At 68.4% G+C, this 19731-nt stretch carries 12 protein-coding genes; 8 read left to right on the top strand and 4 right to left on the bottom strand.

The window, feature by feature from the left end; translation table 11 throughout:
• Nucleotides 1-256 precede the first annotated feature (256 nt).
• Entirely contained in the window at nucleotides 257-826 is a 570-nt protein-coding gene (gene ssb, locus IG196_RS00935; protein WP_192194569.1) for a single-stranded DNA-binding protein, read from the bottom strand.
• A gap of 199 nt (nucleotides 827-1025) precedes the next feature.
• On the opposite strand from ssb, the gene uvrA reads away from it, so the two are divergent.
• Nucleotides 1026-4097 carry an excinuclease ABC subunit UvrA gene (gene uvrA / locus IG196_RS00930; RefSeq protein ID WP_412556400.1) on the top strand — a complete coding sequence of 1024 codons (3072 nt, stop codon included), beginning with the start codon at nucleotides 1026-1028 and terminating at the stop codon, nucleotides 4095-4097.
• A 46-nt stretch (nucleotides 4098-4143) separates the two neighbouring features.
• Entirely contained in the window at nucleotides 4144-5040 is an 897-nt protein-coding gene (locus IG196_RS00925) for a DMT family transporter (RefSeq protein ID WP_192194568.1), read from the top strand.
• Between the two features lie 2 nt (nucleotides 5041-5042).
• Here the strand turns inward: IG196_RS00925 and IG196_RS00920 are convergent, their stop codons facing one another.
• The 3 genes from IG196_RS00920 to IG196_RS00910 are packed head-to-tail and all read right to left on the bottom strand — an operon-like array spanning nucleotide 5043 to nucleotide 9068.
• Nucleotides 5043-5813 carry a GntR family transcriptional regulator gene (locus IG196_RS00920; RefSeq protein ID WP_180288626.1) on the bottom strand — a complete coding sequence of 257 codons (771 nt, stop codon included), beginning with the start codon at nucleotides 5811-5813 and terminating at the stop codon, nucleotides 5043-5045.
• Between the two features lies 1 nt (nucleotide 5814).
• Entirely contained in the window at nucleotides 5815-7584 is a 1770-nt protein-coding gene (locus IG196_RS00915; protein WP_192194566.1) for a glycerol-3-phosphate dehydrogenase/oxidase, read from the bottom strand.
• Entirely contained in the window at nucleotides 7581-9068 is a 1488-nt protein-coding gene (locus IG196_RS00910) for an FGGY family carbohydrate kinase (RefSeq protein ID WP_192194565.1), read from the bottom strand. Before IG196_RS00910 ends, IG196_RS00915 begins: the two co-directional genes overlap by 4 nt.
• A gap of 180 nt (nucleotides 9069-9248) precedes the next feature.
• On the opposite strand from IG196_RS00910, the gene IG196_RS00905 reads away from it, so the two are divergent.
• The 6 genes from IG196_RS00905 (at nucleotide 9249) to IG196_RS00880 (ending at nucleotide 19698) form a co-directional block, all read left to right on the top strand.
• Nucleotides 9249-10295: a substrate-binding domain-containing protein gene (locus IG196_RS00905; protein ID WP_099794689.1), complete on the top strand. Its 1047-nt coding sequence runs from the start codon at nucleotides 9249-9251 to the stop codon at nucleotides 10293-10295.
• On the top strand, nucleotides 10292-11827 hold the full coding sequence (locus tag IG196_RS00900) for a sugar ABC transporter ATP-binding protein (RefSeq protein WP_192194564.1): 1536 nt from the start codon (nucleotides 10292-10294) through the stop codon (nucleotides 11825-11827). The genes IG196_RS00905 and IG196_RS00900 overlap by 4 nt, the downstream gene beginning before the upstream one ends.
• On the top strand, nucleotides 11824-12864 hold the full coding sequence (locus tag IG196_RS00895; protein WP_099794687.1) for an ABC transporter permease: 1041 nt from the start codon (nucleotides 11824-11826) through the stop codon (nucleotides 12862-12864). The genes IG196_RS00900 and IG196_RS00895 overlap by 4 nt, the downstream gene beginning before the upstream one ends.
• Complete coding sequence (locus IG196_RS00890) at nucleotides 12861-13859, top strand: aldo/keto reductase (RefSeq protein ID WP_225616878.1); 999 nt, start codon at nucleotides 12861-12863, stop codon at nucleotides 13857-13859. Before IG196_RS00895 ends, IG196_RS00890 begins: the two co-directional genes overlap by 4 nt.
• A gap of 53 nt (nucleotides 13860-13912) precedes the next feature.
• The gene (locus IG196_RS00885) at nucleotides 13913-14764 is read left to right on the top strand and encodes a class I fructose-bisphosphate aldolase (RefSeq protein WP_192194563.1); all 852 of its coding nucleotides are present in this window, start codon (nucleotides 13913-13915) and stop codon (nucleotides 14762-14764) included.
• Between the two features lie 212 nt (nucleotides 14765-14976).
• Complete coding sequence (locus tag IG196_RS00880; protein WP_192194562.1) at nucleotides 14977-19698, top strand: RICIN domain-containing protein; 4722 nt, start codon at nucleotides 14977-14979, stop codon at nucleotides 19696-19698.
• Nucleotides 19699-19731: the final 33 nt, after the last annotated feature.

Here is a 19731-nt window from a genome sequence, read left to right as displayed (position 1 = left end):
CCCTGTTCACCCAGATCAGCTTTGAGGGCTGGTCCGTGAGATAAATTGTGCGCCGCGATCTAGGTAAAAACCCGTAGCAAAACGAACCACGGTGTTCACGGATTCGAAACAATTGAAAGGAAGCGGGACGCGCAGGGCCCTGTTCGCGAGGGGAAAACAAAAACGCGCGTCCCCGGACCGGGAACGCGCGTTTCTGTGAAATCGCACGGATCGCAGCGCGTCCGCCCACGAAGGACGGCAGCTGCGGCTCGCTGGATCAGAACGGAATGTCGTCGTCCATGTCGTCGAAGCCCGACGACGACTTGGCCGGAGCCTGGCGCGGCGCCGGTGCCGGCGCGCGCGGTGCTGCGGCTGCTGCGGGGGCACGCGGGGCGTAACCGCCACCGCCGCCACCACCACCGCCGCCTTGCGAATAACCGCCGCCGCCGCCACCACCGCCTTGCGAGTAGCCGCCGTCGTCTTCCGGACCGCCCGACGGGCCGCCCTGGCCCTGGCGGCTGCCCAGCATTTGCATCTGGTCGGCGCGGATTTCGGTGGTGTACTTTTCGATGCCGTCCTTGTCGGTCCACTTGCGCGTGCGCAGCGAGCCTTCGACATACACCTGCGAGCCCTTGCGCAGGTACTGGCCGGCGATTTCGGCCAGGCGGCCGTTGAACACGATGCGGTGCCATTCGGTGGCTTCGCGCATCTCACCGCTTTGCTTGTCTTTCCAGCGATCGGTGGTGGCCACGGTGACGTTTGCGACCTGATCGCCGCTCGGGAAAGTCCGCATTTCGGGGTCGCGCCCCAGGTTGCCGACGACGATGACTTTATTGACCGATGCCATATGCACTGCCCCTGATAAGTAGATGAAGGAGGAGGAAGAGAACCCTCGATTGTGCCCGATGGGGCCCGCCCGGGCTCCCGCCGGCCAGCCCCCGCCCCGGGCCGCCCGCCCAGACCGCCGGAACCCGCCGGCTGGCCATGAAATCCCGGCCGGACTATCATGTCCGGTTGCCCTCGGACGATCGCCCCCTTTGAATTCAATATCCACTGAAGACACCGCGGAGCGTGCGCGCGACGCAGAACGCGAACGTGACGTCTACCTCGGCGCGCTGCTCGCCCAGCAGCGCATCAGCATCCGCGGCGCGCGCACCCACAACCTGAAGAACGTCGACCTCGACATTCCGCGCAACAAGCTGGTGGTGATCACCGGCCTGTCGGGCTCGGGCAAGTCGAGCCTGGCGTTCGACACGCTGTATGCCGAAGGGCAGCGGCGCTACGTGGAAAGCCTCTCGGCCTATGCGCGGCAGTTTTTGCAGCTCATGGACAAGCCCGATGTCGACGTGATCGAAGGGCTGTCGCCCGCCATCAGCATCGAGCAGAAGGCCACCAGCCACAACCCGCGCTCCACCGTGGGCACGGTGACCGAGATCCACGACTACCTGCGCCTCTTGTACGCCCGCGCCGGCACGCCCTTCTGCCCCGACCACCACCTGCCGCTGCAGGCGCAGACGGTCTCGCAGATGGTCGACGCCACGCTGGCCCTGCCCGACGAGCCCCGGCTGATGATCCTGGCGCCCGTGGCGCGCGAGAAGAAGGGCGAGTTCCTCGAACTCTTCACCGAGATGCAGGCGGCGGGCTACGTGCGCTTTCGCGTCGACGGGCAAACCTACGAATACAACGACCTGCCCAAGCTCAAGAAGACCGAGAAGCACGACATCGACGTCGTCATCGACCGCCTGCGCGCACGCCCCGACATGCAGCAGCGCCTGGCCGAAAGCTTCGAGGCCGCGCTGCGCCTGGCCGAAGGCCGCGCCATTGCGCTGGAACTGGGCGCCGAAGGTACGGCCGACAAGGAACACCTGTTCAACGCCAAGTTCGCCTGCCCGATCTGCCATTACTCGCTGTCGGAGCTCGAACCGCGCCTGTTCTCGTTCAACTCGCCCGTGGGTGCCTGCCCCAGCTGCGACGGCCTGGGCCATCGCGAGGTGTTCGACCCGGTGCGCGTGGTGGCGTTTCCGTCGCTGTCGATCGCCAGCGGTGCCATCAAGGGCTGGGACCGCCGCAATGGCTACTACTTCAGCATGGTCGAGAGCGTCGCCAAGCACTACAAGTTCGACGTCGACGCGCCCTTCGAATCGCTGCCGGCCTCGGTGCAGCAGGTGCTGCTGCATGGCTCGGCCGCTGAAGAGATCAAGTTCAACTACACCATGGAGTCGGGCAACTTCGCGGGCAAGAAGCTCACGAAGAAGCACCCCTTCGAGGGGATCATCCCGAACATGACGCGGCGCTACCGCGAGACCGACTCGGTGATGGTGCGCGAAGACCTCGCGCGCTTTCGCAACCAGCAGCCCTGCCCCGACTGCGGCGGCTCGCGGCTGCGACGCGAGGCGCGCAACGTGTTTCTGGTGGACGACACGGGGCACGTGGCCGCGAACGGGGGCGAACCCCCACGCATGGCGATCTTCGAACTCAGCCACCTCACGCTGCGCGACGCCTACGCCTGGTTCAGCACGCTCAAGCTGCGCGGTGCCAAGGCCGACATCGCCGACAAGGTCGTGCGCGAGATCGGCCTGCGCCTGAAATTCCTGAACGACGTGGGCCTCAATTACCTGAGCCTGGACCGCAGCGCCGAGACGCTCTCGGGCGGCGAGGCGCAGCGCATCCGCCTCGCCTCGCAGATCGGCTCGGGCCTCACGGGCGTGATGTACGTGCTCGACGAGCCCAGCATCGGCCTGCACCAGCGCGACAACGACCGGCTCATCGGCACGCTCAAGCATCTGCGCGACATCGGCAACAGCGTGATCGTGGTCGAGCACGACGAAGACATGATCCACGCCGCCGACCACGTCATCGACATGGGCCCCGGCGCCGGCGTGCACGGCGGCCGCGTGATGGCCCAGGGCACCTACGCCCAGGTGTCGGCCAACCCCGACTCGCTCACCGGCCAGTACCTTTCGGGCGTGAAAAAGATCGAAGTGCCCAAGCACCGCACCGCGTGGCTGCCGGCCGTGAAGAAGCCGGCCTTCAACGAAGGCAAGAAGCCCTCGCGCTTTCCGCAGAGCCCCGCGGCCGAACGCCGTGCCGCGCGCGAAGCGGCGCACCTCGCGTCGCAGACCGACCTGCAGGAGATCCGCGTCGTCGGCGCGACCGGCAACAACCTGAAGAACGTGAGCGTGGCCTTCCCGGTGGGCCTCTTGACCTGCGTGACCGGCGTCTCGGGCTCGGGCAAGTCGACGCTGGTGAACGACACGCTCTACACCGCCGTGGCACGCACGCTGTACCGCGCGCACGAAGAGCCGGCCGCGCACGAGTCGGTGGAAGGCATCGAGTACTTCGACAAGGTCATCAACGTCGACCAGAGCCCCATCGGCCGCACGCCGCGCAGCAACCCGGCCACCTACACGGGCCTGTTCACGCCCATCCGCGAACTGATGGCCGAGACCAACACCGCGCGCGAGCGCGGCTACGGCCCGGGCCGCTTCAGCTTCAACGTGGCCGGTGGCCGCTGCGAGGCCTGCCAGGGCGACGGCGTGGTGAAGGTCGAGATGCACTTTTTGCCCGACGTGTACGTGCCCTGCGAGGTGTGCCACGGCCAACGCTACAACCGCGAGACGCTCGAGGTCCAGTACAAGGGCCGGAACATCGCGCAGATCCTCGAGATGACGGTCGAGACCGCGCACGAGTTTCTGAAGGCCGTGCCGACCATCGAGCGCAAGCTGCGCACGCTGCTCGACGTGGGCCTGAGCTACATCAAGCTCGGCCAGTCGGCCACCACGCTGTCGGGCGGCGAGGCGCAGCGCGTGAAGCTCGCGCTCGAGCTGAGCAAGCGCGACACGGGCCGCACGCTGTACATCCTCGACGAACCCACGACCGGCCTGCACTTCGCCGACATCGAGTTGCTGCTGAAGGTGCTGCACCAGCTGCGCGACGCGGGCAACACCATCGTCGTCATCGAGCACAACCTGGACGTCATCAAGACGGCCGATTGGCTCATCGACATGGGCCCTGAAGGCGGCGCCGGCGGCGGCACGGTGGTGGGCGAAGGCACGCCGGAAGACATCGCCGCGAACGAGGCGAGCCACACAGGCCGCTACCTCAAGCGCCTGCTGTAGCAGCACCGCCACCACGAATGCGCGGGCCGCGCCACAATCGCGGCCCATGCCTTCCTTCACCCCGCGCCAGTTCGTTCTTCTTGTCCTCCTCACCCTCGCGTGGGGCTTCAACTGGCCGGTGATGAAACTCGGCGTGGCCGACTACCCGCCGCTGGCCTTCCGTGCGATTTCTATCTGGCTGGGCGTGCCCGTGCTGGCGATGGCGCTGGTGGTGATGAAGGTCCCGTTCCGCGTGCCGCGCAGCGCATGGCCCGAGCTGGTGTGGCTGGGCGCGACCAACATGTTCGTCTGGCACGCCTGCATCATCCTCGCGGTGAAGGCACTGTCGGGCGGGCGTGCCGCGATCCTGGGCTACACGATGCCGGTGTTCTCTGCCGTCATCGGCGCGCTGCTGTTTTCGGCCGTGCTCACGCGCCGCGCATGGACCGGTGTGGGCGCCTGCGCCATCGGCGTCGGGCTGCTGCTGTGGCATGAGCTCACCGACTTCGCGGGCCGCCCCGGCTACGTGGCGCTGGCGCTGGTGGCCGCCGCCACCTGGGCGCTGGGCACGCAGCTGCTGCGCCACACGCGCATCGGCCTGCCGACGCTCACGCTCTCGTTCTGGATGACGGCCATGACGGCCGTGGTGATGACGGTGCTGTCGCTCCTGTTCGAGCGCGACCCATGGCGTTCGCCGGGCGCCGTGACCTGGGGATCGATCGCCTACAACGCGGTGCTGATCTTCGGCTTCGCGCACGCGGCCTGGTTCTACCTGGCGCGCGGCCTGCCGCCAGTAGCCTCGACCTTGAGCGTGATGTTCATTCCCGTGCTCGGCGTGTTCAGCGGCGCGGTGTGGCTCGGCGAGGTCGTGCACTGGCAGGACTGGGTGGCCGTGGCGCTGATGATGGTCGCCATCGCTTCGGTGCTGCTGCCTGCGCGCGGCAACAGCAGCGCGAGGGCCTGAACTCAGGTCGTCGTCTGCACGTGCAGGCGGCTGGTCTTGCAGCGGTGCAGCGCGCGGTAGTGCTCCAGCGGCCGGCCGTTCGCGCCGTAGGCGATCGATTCGATGCGCAGCAGCGGCTCGGGCTGCGGCAGGTCGAGCAGGCGGCAGGTCTCGGCGTCGGGCAGCACGGCGTCGATCCAGCGTTCGGCGCGCACCAGCCGCACGCCGTACTGGCGGCGCAGCACGTCGTACAGCGAGCGGTCGTCCAGCCGCGTGCGGTGCAGGCCCGGCGCGAGGTCGGCCGGCACGGCCGTCTCGACCAGCAACCGCAGCTCGCCGTCGACACTGCGCAGGCGCTTGAGGCCGACCACCTGCGCGTCTTCGGTGAGGCCCAACGCGGCGGCCTCTTGCGCGGTGGCGGCGCGCAGTTCCTGCACGAGGATCTGCGTGCGCACCGAGCGGCCCTTGCGCTCCATCTCGTCGGAGAAGCCCAGCACGGTGGAGACGAAATCTTCATCGCGCTCGCGGGCCGACACGAAGGCGCCGCGGCCCTTGATCTTGTAGATGAGGTTGTTGCGCACCAGGTCGGCCAGCGCCTCGCGCACCACGATGCGCGAGATGCCGAACTGCTCGCCCAGCTCGGCCTCGGACGGCAGCTTGGCGCCGATGGGCAGCACGCCCTGCAGGATCTGCAGCCGGATGGCGTCGCGGAACTGCGCCCACAGCGGCGATTCGGAGTTGCGGTCGAGCGAGGTGGTCGACACGGTGTTGTCGGAAGCGGTGGTGAGGGTCACGTTAGGTCGGGCCGAGGACGGGGCTGGCCATCAATGATGCATCGAAAGCGGAAGGCGCCGGCTCGTTGGCCGCCACCGGTTGCAGGCGCACGCCGTGGCGCTCGCGCAGTGCGGCGGCGCAGGTGCGCAGCTCTTCGTGCGCGCGGGCCGGGTCCCAGCCGAGGGCTTCGGCGGCCACGCCGGCGATCTCGGCGAGCGCGTCGTCGGTGATCAGCCCGCGGATGGCCAGCAGCGTGCGGCGGATCACGAGGTCGTCCAGGTGCACGACGCCGGTCTCCATGCACAGGTACGAGAGTTCGGCCGCCGAGTACCCGGGTGCGTGCTGCAGCGGCGTGTCGCCCGAAGCCGCGAGGCGCTGCGCCAGCGGCAGCGCCTTCGAGCCGTAGCGGCGCAGCAGGCCCAGCGCGCGCGCGCGGTCCAGGCCCGAGCCTGCGGTCATCTTGTCGATGAAGCGCTCGGTGGCGGCTGCGTCGGCCGGCAGCTCGGCGCCGCCGCCGATGGGCAGCGACTCGGTCGAGGCGGTGCGCGAGCGGCCCAGGTGGCGCAGCACGTGGTCGGTGGCTTCTTCGGCGAGCGCGCGGAAGGTGGTCCATTTGCCGCCGACGAGGCCGACGATGGGCACGTCGCGCGTGGCGCTCGGCGGATCGACCACCACCGAGTGGTCACGCGAGATCTGGCCCGGCTTGTCGGCGTCGGAGCGCGCCAGCGGGCGCACGCCGACATAGGTGTAGATCACGTGGTTGCGATCGAAGGCCATGTTCGGGAACACCTCGCGCAGCACGTCGATCAGGTAGTCGATCTCGGCCGGCTCGGTGACGATCTGGTCGGGGTCTTCCACCGGGATGTCGGTGGAGCCCACCAGCACGCGGTCGAGGAAGGGATAGACGATGCACACGCGCCCGTCCACCGCCTCGAAGTAGGCCATGCGGCCGTCGAGCGCATCGCGCAGCGCCGGGTGGTCGAGCACGAGGTGCGAGCCCTTCGTGCCCATCACGCGCGGGCCGGCACCGCCGAGCACGGCCGCGCTGCGGTCGAGCCAGGCGCCGGTGGCGTTCACCACGGTGTCGGCCGTGACGCGCACCAGCGCGCCGGTGATCTCGTCGCGCAGCGTGAGGATGTTGCCCGCGCAGCCCGTCACGCGGCAGTAGTTGGACGCGACCGAGCGCGGCTGGTCGCGGCAGGCGTCGCCGATGAGCTCGAGGATCAGCCATTCGGGATGGCTGATCCAGGCGTCGAAGAAGGTGGCGGTCCAGCGGATCGCGGCGCGGAACAGGCGGCGGTCGTTCGTGGGCACGCGGCTGATGCGGTGGCCGGGCATCACGCGCTGGCGACGGCCCAGCAGGTCGTACAGGCGCAGGCCCGCGGCCACGGCCAGCAGGCCGCGCGTGCGCTGCGGCGGCGTGCGCCCGAAGAACTTGAGCGCGCTGCTCAGCAGCCCGCCGAAGAAGCTCGACAGCGGCACCACGGTCTTCAGCGGCTGCACCAGGTGCGGCGCGTTGCGCAGCAGCAGGTTGCGCTCGCGCGTGGCTTCGGCCACCAGCGAGAAGCTGCCGTTTTCGAGGTAGCGCAGGCCGCCGTGGATCATGCGCGAGGGCGCGCTGCTGGCGCCGGCGCCGAAGTCGCCCTTGTCGACGATGAGGCAATCGACGCGCTGCAGCGACAGGTCGCGGAACACGCCCACGCCGTTGATGCCGGCGCCGACGATCACCGTCGAAAAATGGCGACCTTCGAGCGAGGCCGGGCGGACGAAAGGCAGTTGCCAGGCACTCATGACGCACCGCCCGAGAGGTGAGAAAAGACAGGAGACATGCGATCGATCAGTTCGTTGAATTCGGCGTTGAAATCGGCATGGGCCCGCGCGTCGCGCGCGTCGGGTTCGATGAGTTCGCAGGGCGCGCGCAGTGGGCTGGCAGGCCCCGCGTCGTCAAGGTCCTGCGACATCGCGGCATACAGGGCGGCGCCGCGCGCGCCGGTTTCGTCGTCGGCGCAGCGCTCGACCGGGTGGCCCAGCAGCGCCGCGAGCAGGCGCACCAGGCGTGCATCGCTGGCACCGCCGCCCAGCACGCTGGAGGCCGACACCGGCAGGCCCTGCGACGCGAGGCGCGCGGTGTGGCGCGCATGCAGCGCGGCCACGGCATCGACCACGGCGCGCGCCATGTCGGCGGGCGTGTGATGGCTCTTGAGCCCGACGAAGCCGGCCGTGATGCCGCCCCCGCCGTTGATGAAAGGCAAAAAGCGCAGCCCGTTCGCACCGAGCGGCACGCCCATGGCCAGATCGACCACGGCGCGCGCATCGGGCAGCCCGAGCGCACCGGCCAGCCACGCGATGTTGGCCATCGACGAGGGGCTGTTCTCCATGTACAGGCGCTCGCGCGTGCGGCCGAAGTTGACGAGCGCGGCGACCTGCGGCTGCGGCTCGGTCACCGGGCCGATGACGGCGTTGACGCACCACGTGCCCAGCACCGACACGGCGCGGCCGCGGTCTTCGGCGCCGATGGCGGTCATCGAGGCGAGCAGGTCGATGGCGCCCATCGCCACCGGAATGCCGGCGGGCAGGCCGCACAGCGCCGCCTCGGCCGCGCGCAGCCGACCCATCGTCTGGCCGCTGGGCACCAGCGGGCCGAAGGCGCGCGGCCCGAGGCCGTCGATGCCCGCGACCTCGAAGGCCAGGGGCGACCAGTCGCCGGTGGCCAGCGTGAGCAGGCCGGCGGTGCTGGCGTCGCTCGCGTCGGTGGCGATCTCGCCGGTCAGCAGGAAACCGAGGTAGTCCTTGGCGAACAGCAGGCGGTGCAGCTCGCCGCGCTGCACGGCGTCGGCGCCGAGCAGCTCGGCCGCGATCACGGTGGGCTGCCCGGGCCAGGGGCGGCAGCCCACGTCCGCGAACAGCCGGTCGCCGTGGCGTGCCGAGAGGGCGAGTGCACGCGCATCGGCACGCTGGTCGGTGGAGGCGACGGCGCGGCCGCCGACGAGTTCGTGTTGGGCATCGAGGGCATAGAGGCCTGCGCCGTGGCCGGTGCAGCCGATGGCGCACACCTCCGCGGCGCGCGGGCCGAGCTGGCGGGCCACGTCGCCGAGCACGTGGGTCAGCCCCGCGCGAATCGCAGCCTCGCCCACCTCGCAGCCGCCGCCGGGCAGCCGCGCATGCCGCAGGGGCAGGCGCGACACGGCCAGGCTGCGCCCGCTCCCCGCGTCCAGGGCCAGCGCCTTCAGGCTGCTCGAGCCCATGTCGATGCCGATCAGTATTTTGGTCTTCATGTCATAACAGCTTCGGCGGAAAAAAAGACTGTCACCAGTAGCGTTTCCCCTAGTTATCGGGATAAACGGCCCGCCATTACATTCTAGCCTGTCATAACAACTGTCGTGACACCACGGTCCACAGGCTCGCCACCCAACGGCGGGCCGAAAGCTCTGCCAGTCAACGTGAGGAGACAAAGAATGAGGCGTAATTTCCTGAAGTCCGCGGCCGCTGCCGGTATCGGCCTGGCCGGTGCGAGCGCGTTCGCGCAACAGCAAGCCGCAGCCCCTGCGGCAGGTGCCGGCCTGCGCGGCAATGCCAGCGACGTCTACGTGATGAACGTGATGGTCTCGGGCGTCGAGTACTGGTTCCCGGTCTACGAAATGATGAAGCAGCTCGGCCGCACGCTGGGCGTTCGCACCCGCTACACCGGCACGCCGGAGTACGACGTGAACAAGCAGCTCGCATCGTTCGAACAGGAACTGGCGCGCAAGCCCGCCGGCATCCTGCTGCACCCGATGAACCCCGATCCGTTCATCGAACCCATCAACCGCGCCGCCGCGATGGGCATCCCGGTCGTGACCTTCGCGGCCGACTCGCCGAACTCCAAGCGCACCTCGTTCATCACGTCCGACAACGACCGCGAAGGCAACCAGGCCGCCGACGCCATCGCCGCTTCGCTGAACGGCAAGGGCGAGTACGCCGTGCTCGAGAACCCGGGCCAGGACAACCACGACCGCCGCATCTCCGCGTTCGTGAACCGCATGAAGGCCAAGCACCCGGGCATGAAGCTGGTCGGCCGCGCCGCCAGCAACCAGGACCCGAACAAGGCCTACCAGGCCGTGCTGAGCCTGGCGCAGGCCAACCCGAACCTGGGCGCGCTGTTCATGCCCGAAGCCAACTCGGCGCTCGGCGCTGCGCAGGCCAAGGTCGAGACCAAGAAGAACATCAAGGTGATGTGCTGCGACGTCAACGCCAAGATCCTGGACATGATCAAGTCGGGCGACGTGTTCGGTGCCATCAACCCGAACCAGGGCATGCAGGGCTACATGGGCATGATGATGCTGTTCCTGGCCAAGAACCCGGGCCTCATCGATCCGATGAACGACGCCAAGCGCAACGGCACCAACCCGATGGCCGTGCCCTTCCTGGACAACGGCCTGGCCGTGGTCAGCAAGGCCAACGCCGACGACTTCTACTGGGACAAGTACCTCGCCCGCCGTGGCACCAAGGGAATCGGCGAGTGAGCACCCCTGCCGCATTGCTTGAACTGCGCGGCATCGCGAAGCGCTTCGGCGCTTCGCGCGCCCTCTCGGGCGTGGACTTCTCGCTGCAGGCCGGCGAGATCCACGCCCTGTGCGGCGAGAACGGCGCGGGGAAGTCGACGCTGATGAACATCATCGACGGCATCCACCAGCCCGACGAAGGCACCATCGCGCTGCACGGGAACACCGTGGTCATCGACGGCCCCGCGCACGCGATGCGCCTGGGCATCGGCCTGGTGCACCAGGAAATCGCCCTGTGCGCCGACGCCACCGTGGCCGAGAACATCTTCATGCCGGAAATCAACGCCGGCCACCAGGCGTGGATGAACTTCTCCGCCTTGAACACGCGCGCCGCCAAGGTGCTGGCGCGCCTGGGCCAGGACATCGACCCGGCCGCGCTCGTGCGCGACCTGAGCATTTCGAACCAGCAGCTGGTGGAGATCGCCAAGGCACTCACGCTCGACTGCAAGGTGCTCATCCTCGACGAGCCCACCGCCGCCCTCACCGACAACGAATCGGCCGCGCTCTTCCGTGTGCTGCACGACCTCAAGGCGCAGGGCATCGGCATCATCTACATCAGCCATCGCATGGCCGAGATCTTCACCCACTGCGACCGCGCCACCGTGCTGCGCGACGGACGCAACGTGCACAGCGGCCCGCTCGAAGGCATGACGCCCGACGAGCTGGTGCGCCGCATGGTCGGGCGCGACCTGGGCAACTACTACCCGCCCAAGCAATCCGGTGCCGCTGCCGACGCGAACGCCGGCCCCGTGCTGGAAGTCGACAACATCGCCGACGACGACCGCGTGCACGGCATCTCCTTCACGCTGAAGCGCGGCGAGATCCTCGGCATTGCCGGCCTGATGGGCGCCGGGCGCAGCGAGCTGGCCGAGACCGTGTGCGGCCTGCGCCCCGCGCGGCGCGGCGCCGTGCGGCTCAACGGCAAGACGCTGTCGATCCGCAAGTACAGCGACGCGCTGCGCGAAGGCATCGCCTACCTCAGCGAAGACCGCAAGGAGGCCGGCGTGTTCCTCGACCTGCCGATTGCGCAGAACATCTCGTCGATGGCACTGCGCCGCGTCAGCTCGGCCTGGGGCCTGCTGCAGCGCGCGACCGAGCACCGGCTCGCGGTGCAGCTGGGCGCCAAGCTCAACCTGAAGTCGGACGGCGTGGCGATCGAGGTGTCGAGCCTGTCGGGCGGCAACCAGCAGAAGGTGGCGATCGCCAAGCTGCTGGCCACGCAGCCCGCGGTGCTGCTGATGGACGAGCCCACGCGCGGCGTGGACGTGGGCGCGAAATCCGAGATTCACCACATCCTGCGCGACCTGGCCGACCAGGGCGTGGGCGTGGTGGTGATCTCTTCCGAACTGCCCGAGATCATCGGCCTGTGCGACCGCGCACTGGTGATCCGCGAAGGGCGATTGGCGGGCGAACTGGCCCATGACGAGATGACGGAGGAAGCCCTGCTGCGGCTGGCCTCCGGACTTTGCGAACCCGAAGAGGCAATGGCATGAACTTTCCGACCAGAATCGATGCAGGCGCTGCGGCCACGGCCACAGCCGGCTCCCTGCAACCCCGCCGAACAGGAGACCCCGTGAAGCAGAGCAACAAGCTCACGAGCATGCGCGAGGCCGGGCTGGTGCTGATCATCCTGGCGCTGTGCGTCGCGATGAGTTTTGCATCGCCCTACTTCCTCACCTGGGACAACGTGCGCGCGATGCTGCTGTCCTTCTCCATCGAAGGCATCGTGGTGGTGGGCATGACCATCCTGCTCATCGTCGGCGGCATCGACCTGTCGGTGGGCTCGGTGGTGTGCTTTGCGATGGTGGTGACCGGCAAGCTTTTTCTCATGGGCATGGACCCGTGGCTCGCAAGCCTGGTGGCCATTGGCGCGAGCGGCCTCATCGGCGCCATGATCGGCGGCTGTGTCACGCGCATCGGGCTGAACCACTTCATTGCCTCGCTGGCCTTCATGGTGATCGTGCGGGGGCTGTGCCTGGCGCTCACGCAGGGCACGCCGCAGTCGCTGTTCTCGCTGCCGGCCGAGTTCAAGTTCATCGGCCAGGGCACGCTGTTCGGCGTGCCGGCCGTCATCCTGATCTTCCTGGCCATCGTGATCGTGAGCGACTTCGTGCTGCGCCGCTCGACCCTGCTGCGCCGCGTGTTCTACACCGGCAGCAACGAGAAGGCCGCGCTGTACGCCGGCATCCGCGTGGGCCGCGTGAAGTTCTGGGTCACGGTGCTGTGCTCCGCGTCGGCGGGCCTGGCCGGCGTGATCTACACGGCGCGCTTCGGCGCCGCCACGCCGACCTTCGGCATGGGCATGGAACTCAACGTGATTGCCGCGGCCGTGATCGGCGGCGCCAGCCTCAAGGGCGGCTCGGGCACCGTGCTCGGCGCCGTGCTCGGCCTGGCCCTGCTGTCGGTGGTGACCAGCTCGCTGATCCTGCTCGACGTATCGCCTTACTGGCAGGACGTGATCAAGGGCTTGATCCTGCTCGCGGCCGTGACCATCGACCACATCCTGAACACCCGAAAGACCAAGCGATGAGCAGCGCAACACAGATGAAGAAGACCACCCTGGGCCCCTCGGGCATCGAAAGCTCGGCCATCGGCCTGGGCACCTGGGCCATGGGCGGATGGATGTGGGGCGGCGGCGACAACGCAGCCGCCGTGATCGCCATCCAGGCCTCGCTCGATGCGGGCGTGAACCTGATCGACACCGCACCGGCCTACGGCCTGGGCCGCTCCGAGAGCATCGTCGGCACCGCGCTCAAGGGCCGCCGCCACGAGGCCGTGATCGCCACCAAGTGCGGCCTGGTGTGGCACACGCAGCAGGGCACGCACTTCTTCGAGGAAGACGGCCACCCGGTGTACCGCTACCTCGGACGCGACTCGATCTTTCATGAATGCGAAGAGAGCCTGAAGCGCCTGCAGACCGACTACATCGACCTGTACATCACGCACTGGCAGGACCACACGACGCCCGTGGCCGAGACCATGGACGCACTGCTCTCACTCAAGAAGCAGGGAAAGATCCGCGCCATCGGCGTGAGCAACGCGACGCCCGAGATTCTTTCGGAGTACCTGACGCACGGCCCGGTCGATGCGGCGCAGGAGCTCTACAGCCTCATCGACCGCGGGATCGAGACCACGCTGGCGCCGCTGTGCGCCGAGCACAACGTGGCGGTGCTGGGCTACTCGTCGCTGGCGTTGGGCCTGCTGGCCGGCCCCATCGACCCCGCGCGCGAGTTCAAGGGCGACGACCAGCGCGCCACCAACCCGCGCTTCAGCGAAGCCAACCGCGCCAAGCTCAAGGCCTTCTTCGACACGCTGGAGCCGCTGCGCACGCACCTGGGCTGCTCGTTCGGCCAGATGATGATCGCCTGGACCATCGCACGCGGCACCGTCTCGGTGGCGCTGTGCGGCGCGCGCGTGCGCCAGCAGGCGATTGAAAACGCCGGCGCCGGTGCGGTCGTGCTCGACGGCGAAGCGCTGCAGCTCATCGACGCTGCAGCCAAGCGCCACCTGGACGCGCTCGCCTGAGCGACGCGCCCTTTCCCTTCCTTCCTTTTTCCTCACCACGGAGTTCTTCCTTCATGTCGAAAGACAAGACCGCGCGGCTCAACCGCCTGCTGCACAACGGCCGCTGCCTGGACATCGCCCTCGACCACGGCGTGTGCAACGAGCCTACATTTCTCGACGGCCTGGAGGACATGCCCGGCGTGATCGACAAGCTCGTGGCCGCCCGGCCCGATGCGATCCAGCTCAACTACGGGCAGTCCGACCTGCTGCAGAACCGCCCGGGCCGCGAGCGCCCCGCGCTGGTGATGCGCCTGGACATGGGCAACCCCTACAACGCCGTGCACCACCGCGTGATGTGGGCCGTGCTGCAGAACCAGGACGACCCGGTGCTTCCGGCCGTGCAGATGGACGCGGCCTGCGTGGTCGTCAACCTGTTCATGCTGCCCGACGAGCCCGACCTGTTCCGCCAGTGCGTGCAGAACATCGCCCGCGTGCGCGCCGACTGCGACCGCTACGGCATGCCGCTGATGATCGAGCCGCTCGTGATGCAGGCGCCCACCGCCACCAGCCGCTACATGGTGGACGGCGACGCCGAAAAGATCGTCACGCTCACGCGCCTAGCGCGCGAGATGGGCGCCGACATCGTCAAGGCCGACCCCACCACCGACGCCACCGACTTCCACCGCGTGGTGCAGGCCGCGCGCTGCCCCGTGCTCGTGCGCGGCGGCGGACGCGAAGACCTGCAGCAGGTGTTCGCGCGTTCGCGCGTGCTCATGGACCAGGGCGCCGTCGGCATGGTGTACGGCCGCAACGTCTACCAGCACGCCAACCCCTCGGCGGTGGTGAGCGCACTGATGGCCATGATCCACAACGATGCCAGCGCCGAAGCGGCCTGGAACATCTACGAATCGGGCGGCGTGAAATAAGAGCGCCCCGGCGCTGACGCCTTCCACCCGGAAGGCGCCGGCGCCAACCAGCGGGAGAGCAAGACAGAAGAAGAAGCTGGACGGCGGACAACGCATGCGTTGCCCGCCGGGGGCGCGCCTGCGCGTGCGCTTTCCTGCAAGAGAGCCGAGTGACTCGAGAGAACCAAGGACAAGAGGGTTCCCTGCGAACTTCAAACAACCTGGAGGCGACGATGAAGATCCGGTATTTCCTGATGGCGTTCCTGGTGCCGTGCGTCACATTGCTGACGCATGCGGCAATCACCGGGGTCAGTCCGATGACGACCCTCAACAACATGGCCACGGCAGCGGCTGCTGTCGTGGCCGACCCGCTCCCGCTGCAGGGGCCGGGCCTGGGCAACCTCACCTACACCTCGGCGGAACTGTTCAAGCCGGTGTCGATGATCACCAGCCCCAACCACCCGCTCGATCCGGCGCACAGCGACGCCTACGAATCGCGCGAGGTGCCCGCCACGTTCCCGGGCCGCAAGGACTACGGCATGAACGCCGGCATCATGGTCAACGGCTACTTCCTTACCTCCTTCGCGCCGGACAGCGGCCTCGGCCCGGGCGGCTTCTTGCTGTACGACGTGTCGAACCCGCGCCAGATCCAGCTCGTGAAGAAGATCTACGAGCCCGATGACGCGTCAGGGGGCCGCACCAAGGAGTTCCGCGAAACGCACTCCTTCGGCACCGCGAAGATCGGCGGCAAGACCTACGTGGTGCTGCCCAGCATCAACGGCGTCGAGTTCTGGGACTTCACCGACATCAACGACATCAAGCAGGTGAAGAAGCTGGCGCTGCCCGGCGTCAACGCTGGCGACTACGAGAACGTGGCCTGGCAGCTCTGGTGGCAGGCGCCCTACCTGTACGTGGCCTCGGCCGGCCGCGGCATGTTCATCGTCGACGCGACCGACCCCGCGAACGCGGTGATCGCCAACCGCGGCGCCGGCAAACCCAACCCGGTGCCCACGGGCGAGCTCGGCGGTTTCCGCCTCGGCCCGATCTTCACGATGGGCAACCACATGGTGCTGACCGCGATGGAAAGCAACGGTGGGTTCGCGAGCCTGGACATCTCTGATCCGCTCAACCCCAAGGTGCTCGATTCGATCGCCGGCGCCACGCCGTTCTATTACGCGACCTGCTTCGACGGCAAGACCGTGCACACCTCCGCGCGCGGCAGTGGCGCCAAGATGTACAGCTACGATCTGAGCGACCGCTCGCGCTTCGTGGCCGAAGACAACCGGCTCGTCATCGACGAACAGCTGTACTGCGCCACGCAGGACAACTACGTCATTCAAGGCGCGCAGACCCGCATCCACAAGGTGGACGTGAGCAACCCGCTCAACCACGTGGAGGTGGGCCGCGGCGGCATCCTGCGCGAGGACGACCCCAACTACTCGCATTCGGACAACGGCCAGGTCGCGATGTTCGGCAACCTCGTCTTCGTGGGCAACGACCACGGCTCGGGCAGTGGCTTCGTCGTGCACTCGGTCGAGCCCGACACCACCAAGCCCGAAGTGAAGCAGGTCTCGCCCGTGAACGGTGCGAAGCAGCAAGCCCTCACCTCGCGCATCGGCCTGGGGATGACCGACAGCATCCGGCCGGAGAGCGTGAACAGCAACACCTTCATCGTGCGCCCGGTGGGCGGCAACACGCTGGCGGGCACCTACAGCGTGCAGCTGGGCATCGTCAACTTCCACCCCGCGCAGGCGCTGCTGCCAGGCACCAGCTATGAGGTGTTCCTGCCGGCCAACGGCGTGAAGGACTATGCGGGCAACGCCATCGGCGCCGACTACCGCTCCACCTTCAACACCGGCAACGCCAGCGACATCAACCTGATGCACCACTGGCCGCTCACGGGCAACCTGACCGACCAGATCGGCGCCAACGGCGGCAAGCCCCTGGCCGGCGACGCGTTCGAGAGCATCGGCCTGAATTTCGCGAACCGCACCACGGGCGTGGAGCTGAAGAACGACACCGTGGCCAGCGCGCTGGGCGGCACCGCCACGCTGAGCTTCTACATGAAGACCACGCAGGCCGGCAGTGCCAACTCCTGGACCGCGCCCGGCATCTTCGGTCGCGACCAGTCGGGCGGCACCGACGACGTGTTCTGGGGCTGGCTGGACAACAACGGGCGCATCAAGCTCTCGGTGGGCAATGACGCCGGCACCAGCTCCACCGCGGCCGTGAACGACGGCAACTGGCACCACGTCGTGCTCACGCGCGACGCGGCCTCGGGCGCGCAGGCGGTGTACGTCGACGGGGTGAAGACCACGTCGACCGGCTCCACCGGCACCAAGGGCCTGTCGACCAAGTTCAAGTACATGGGCCAGATCGAAGGCAACGCGGCGCTCTTCAAGGGCACGCTGGCCGAGGTGCGCGTGTACGGCCGCGTGCTCGGCCAGGCCGAGGTGGACACGCTGCGCGGCCAGGCCATCATCGGCGACCCGGGCCTGGGCGGCGGGCCCAAGCTGGTCAACGGCCAGCTGACCTTCAACCCCGCGACGCTCGGCGCCAGCGGCGTGCAGTTCCGCTGGAACTTCGGCAACGGCACGCAGACGGCCTTCTCGTCGGTGCCGAACACCAACTACACCTACACCACCCCCGGCCACTACACGGTGACCCTGACGGTGAAGGACAGCAGCGGCCGCGAGACCTACTACACCTACAACGTGACCATCATCGCGCCGGTCACCGCGACCGCGCCGACGCACACGAGCAACATCGTGGGCGATGCGAGCCGGGTGTACTCGGTGAACCCCGACAGCGGCACGGTGGCCGCCGTCGATGCCACCTCCCTGGCCAAGCTCTGGGAAGTGCGCGTGGGCGACGAGGCCAAGACGCTGGCCGTCGGCCCCGACGGCCGCATCTGGGTCGCGGTGCAGGGCGAGGACAAGCTGGTGGCGCTCAACGCCGCCGACGGTTCGCAGTCGGTGTCGATCCCGCTGGCCTACGGCAGCGGCCCCTACGGCGTGGCCTTCACGCCCAACGGCGCCAAGGGCCTGCTCACGCTCGAAAGCAAGTCGGTGCTCATGAGCTTCGACCCGAGCAATGGCACCACCACCGGCGCGCTGGCGCTCGAGGGCGGCGTGCGCGGCATCGCCGTGAGCGCCGACTCGCAGGTGGCCTACGTCACGCGCTTCAAGTCGAAGATGACGGGTGGCCAGCTGCACAAGGTGAACCTGCAGACGCTGACCGCGCTGCAGACCATCCCGCTGCCGGTGGACACCACGACCGTCGACACCGAGAGCCGTGCGCGCGGCGTGGCCAACTACCTGAGCCAGGTGGTGATCTCGCCCGACGGTTCGCGTGCCGTGCTGCCGTCGAAGAAGGACAACATCGTGCGCGGCCGCTTCCGTGACGGCACCGACCTGCCGCACGACCAGACGGTGCGTTCCATCCTGTCGCAGGTGAACCTGCAGGGCGCCGCCGAGGTGTTTGCCGAGCAGATCGACTTCGACGACCGCTCCCCCGCGCGCGCCGCGCTGTACTCGCCCGCCGGCGACTACCTGTTCGTGGCGCAGATGGAAGGCAACCGTGTCGCCATCGTCGACAGCTACACCCGCGCGGTGCGCGGCGAGATCAACGCCAGCAGCGCCCCGCACGGCCTGTACCTGGACGCGGCGCGCAAGCGGTTGTTCGTGAACAACTTCCTGGCGCGCTCGGTGTCGGTGCACGACGTGGCGCAGGTGCTGTCGGCCGAGACCAACGCGGCGATCTTCCTGCAGAACGTGTCCACCGTGGCGCAGGAGCCGATGGCGGCCGCGGCGCTGCGCGGCAAGCAGGTGTTCTACAACGCGGCCGACCGGCGCATGAGCAAGGACAACTACATGTCTTGCGCCAGCTGTCACGCGGACGGCGGCGACGACGGCATGGTGTGGGACTTCACCCAGCGCGGCGAAGGCCTGCGCCGCACCATCAGCCTGCAAGGGCGGCGCGGCACCAGCCACGGCAAGCTGCACTGGACGGCCAACTTCGACGAGGTGCAGGACTTCGAGAACGACATCCGCAACGAGTTCGGCGGCACCGGCTTCCTGAGCAACGCCGACTGGACCGCCACGCAGGCACCGCTGGGCACGCCCAAGGCCGGCAGGAACGCGCAGCTGGACGACCTGGCCGTGTACCTGGGCTCGCTCAACAAGTACATGCGCAGCCCGGCCCGCGCCGCGGACGGCAGCCTGAGCGTGGACGCGGTGCGCGGACAGACCGTGTTCAACACGGCCCAGTGCGCCACCTGCCACACGGGTGCCACCTCCCGCGACGGCCTGCGGCACGACGTGGGCACGATCCAGACCTCGTCGGGCAAGGGCAGCAACCAGCCGCTGGCGGGCGTGGGCTTCGACACGCCGACCCTGTCGGGCACCTGGAACACCACCGCGTTCTTCCACAACGGCCAGGCGGCCACGCTGCAGGACCTGCTCACGGGCGGCCACGGCAACGCCTCCAGCCTGCCGGCGAACGACGTGGTGGCGCTGCGCGAGTACGTGCGCTCGCAGGACACCGCCCCGGCGGTCGTCACGCGGCTGCGCTCCGACCTCAACCCGACGATGTGCGTGAACATCAAGGGCGCCTCGACCACCAGCGGCGCGACGGCGGTGCAGTGGCCGTGCGGCAATGCGGGCAACGAGAAGTTCACGATGACACCCGTCACCGGCGGCTACGTGCAGTTCATCGCCGAGCACAGCGGCCTGTGCCTGGCGCAGAACGGCACGGCGACCACGAACGCGGCGGTGGTGCAGGTGGCCTGCTCGACGGGCAACACGGCGCAGTGGAGCCTCGTGGGCGGCACGCTGCGCAACCGTGCCTCGGGCTCGTGCCTGGACGTGCCGAACGGCTCGACCACGCAGGACACGGCGCTGATCACCTGGACCTGCAACGGCGGCAACAACCAGAACTGGACGCAGCTGCCGTAAGCGCCCAGCTTCGCACCTGATGCGAACCCGGCC

Origin of the sequence: Variovorax sp. 38R (assembly GCF_014843395.1) — a bacterium.
Taxonomy (GTDB): Bacteria; Pseudomonadota; Gammaproteobacteria; order Burkholderiales; family Burkholderiaceae_C; genus Variovorax; species Variovorax paradoxus_H.
This window is presented reverse-complemented; position numbering and strand designations above follow the sequence as displayed.

Excerpts from the sequence above, each read along its gene's own strand:
- IG196_RS00910 (WP_192194565.1), bottom strand. The coding sequence starts at position 9,068 with ATGAAGACCAAAATACTGATCGGCATCGACATGGGCTCGAGCAGCCTG.
- IG196_RS00880 (WP_192194562.1), top strand. The coding sequence starts at position 14,977 with ATGAAGATCCGGTATTTCCTGATGGCGTTCCTGGTGCCGTGCGTCACA.
- IG196_RS00915 (WP_192194566.1), bottom strand. The coding sequence starts at position 7,584 with ATGAGTGCCTGGCAACTGCCTTTCGTCCGCCCGGCCTCGCTCGAAGGT.
- IG196_RS00890 (WP_225616878.1), top strand. The coding sequence starts at position 12,861 with ATGAGCAGCGCAACACAGATGAAGAAGACCACCCTGGGCCCCTCGGGC.
- ssb (WP_192194569.1), bottom strand. The coding sequence starts at position 826 with ATGGCATCGGTCAATAAAGTCATCGTCGTCGGCAACCTGGGGCGCGAC.
- IG196_RS00885 (WP_192194563.1), top strand. The coding sequence starts at position 13,913 with ATGTCGAAAGACAAGACCGCGCGGCTCAACCGCCTGCTGCACAACGGC.
- IG196_RS00905 (WP_099794689.1), top strand. The coding sequence starts at position 9,249 with ATGAGGCGTAATTTCCTGAAGTCCGCGGCCGCTGCCGGTATCGGCCTG.
- IG196_RS00895 (WP_099794687.1), top strand. The coding sequence starts at position 11,824 with ATGAACTTTCCGACCAGAATCGATGCAGGCGCTGCGGCCACGGCCACA.
- IG196_RS00925 (WP_192194568.1), top strand. The coding sequence starts at position 4,144 with ATGCCTTCCTTCACCCCGCGCCAGTTCGTTCTTCTTGTCCTCCTCACC.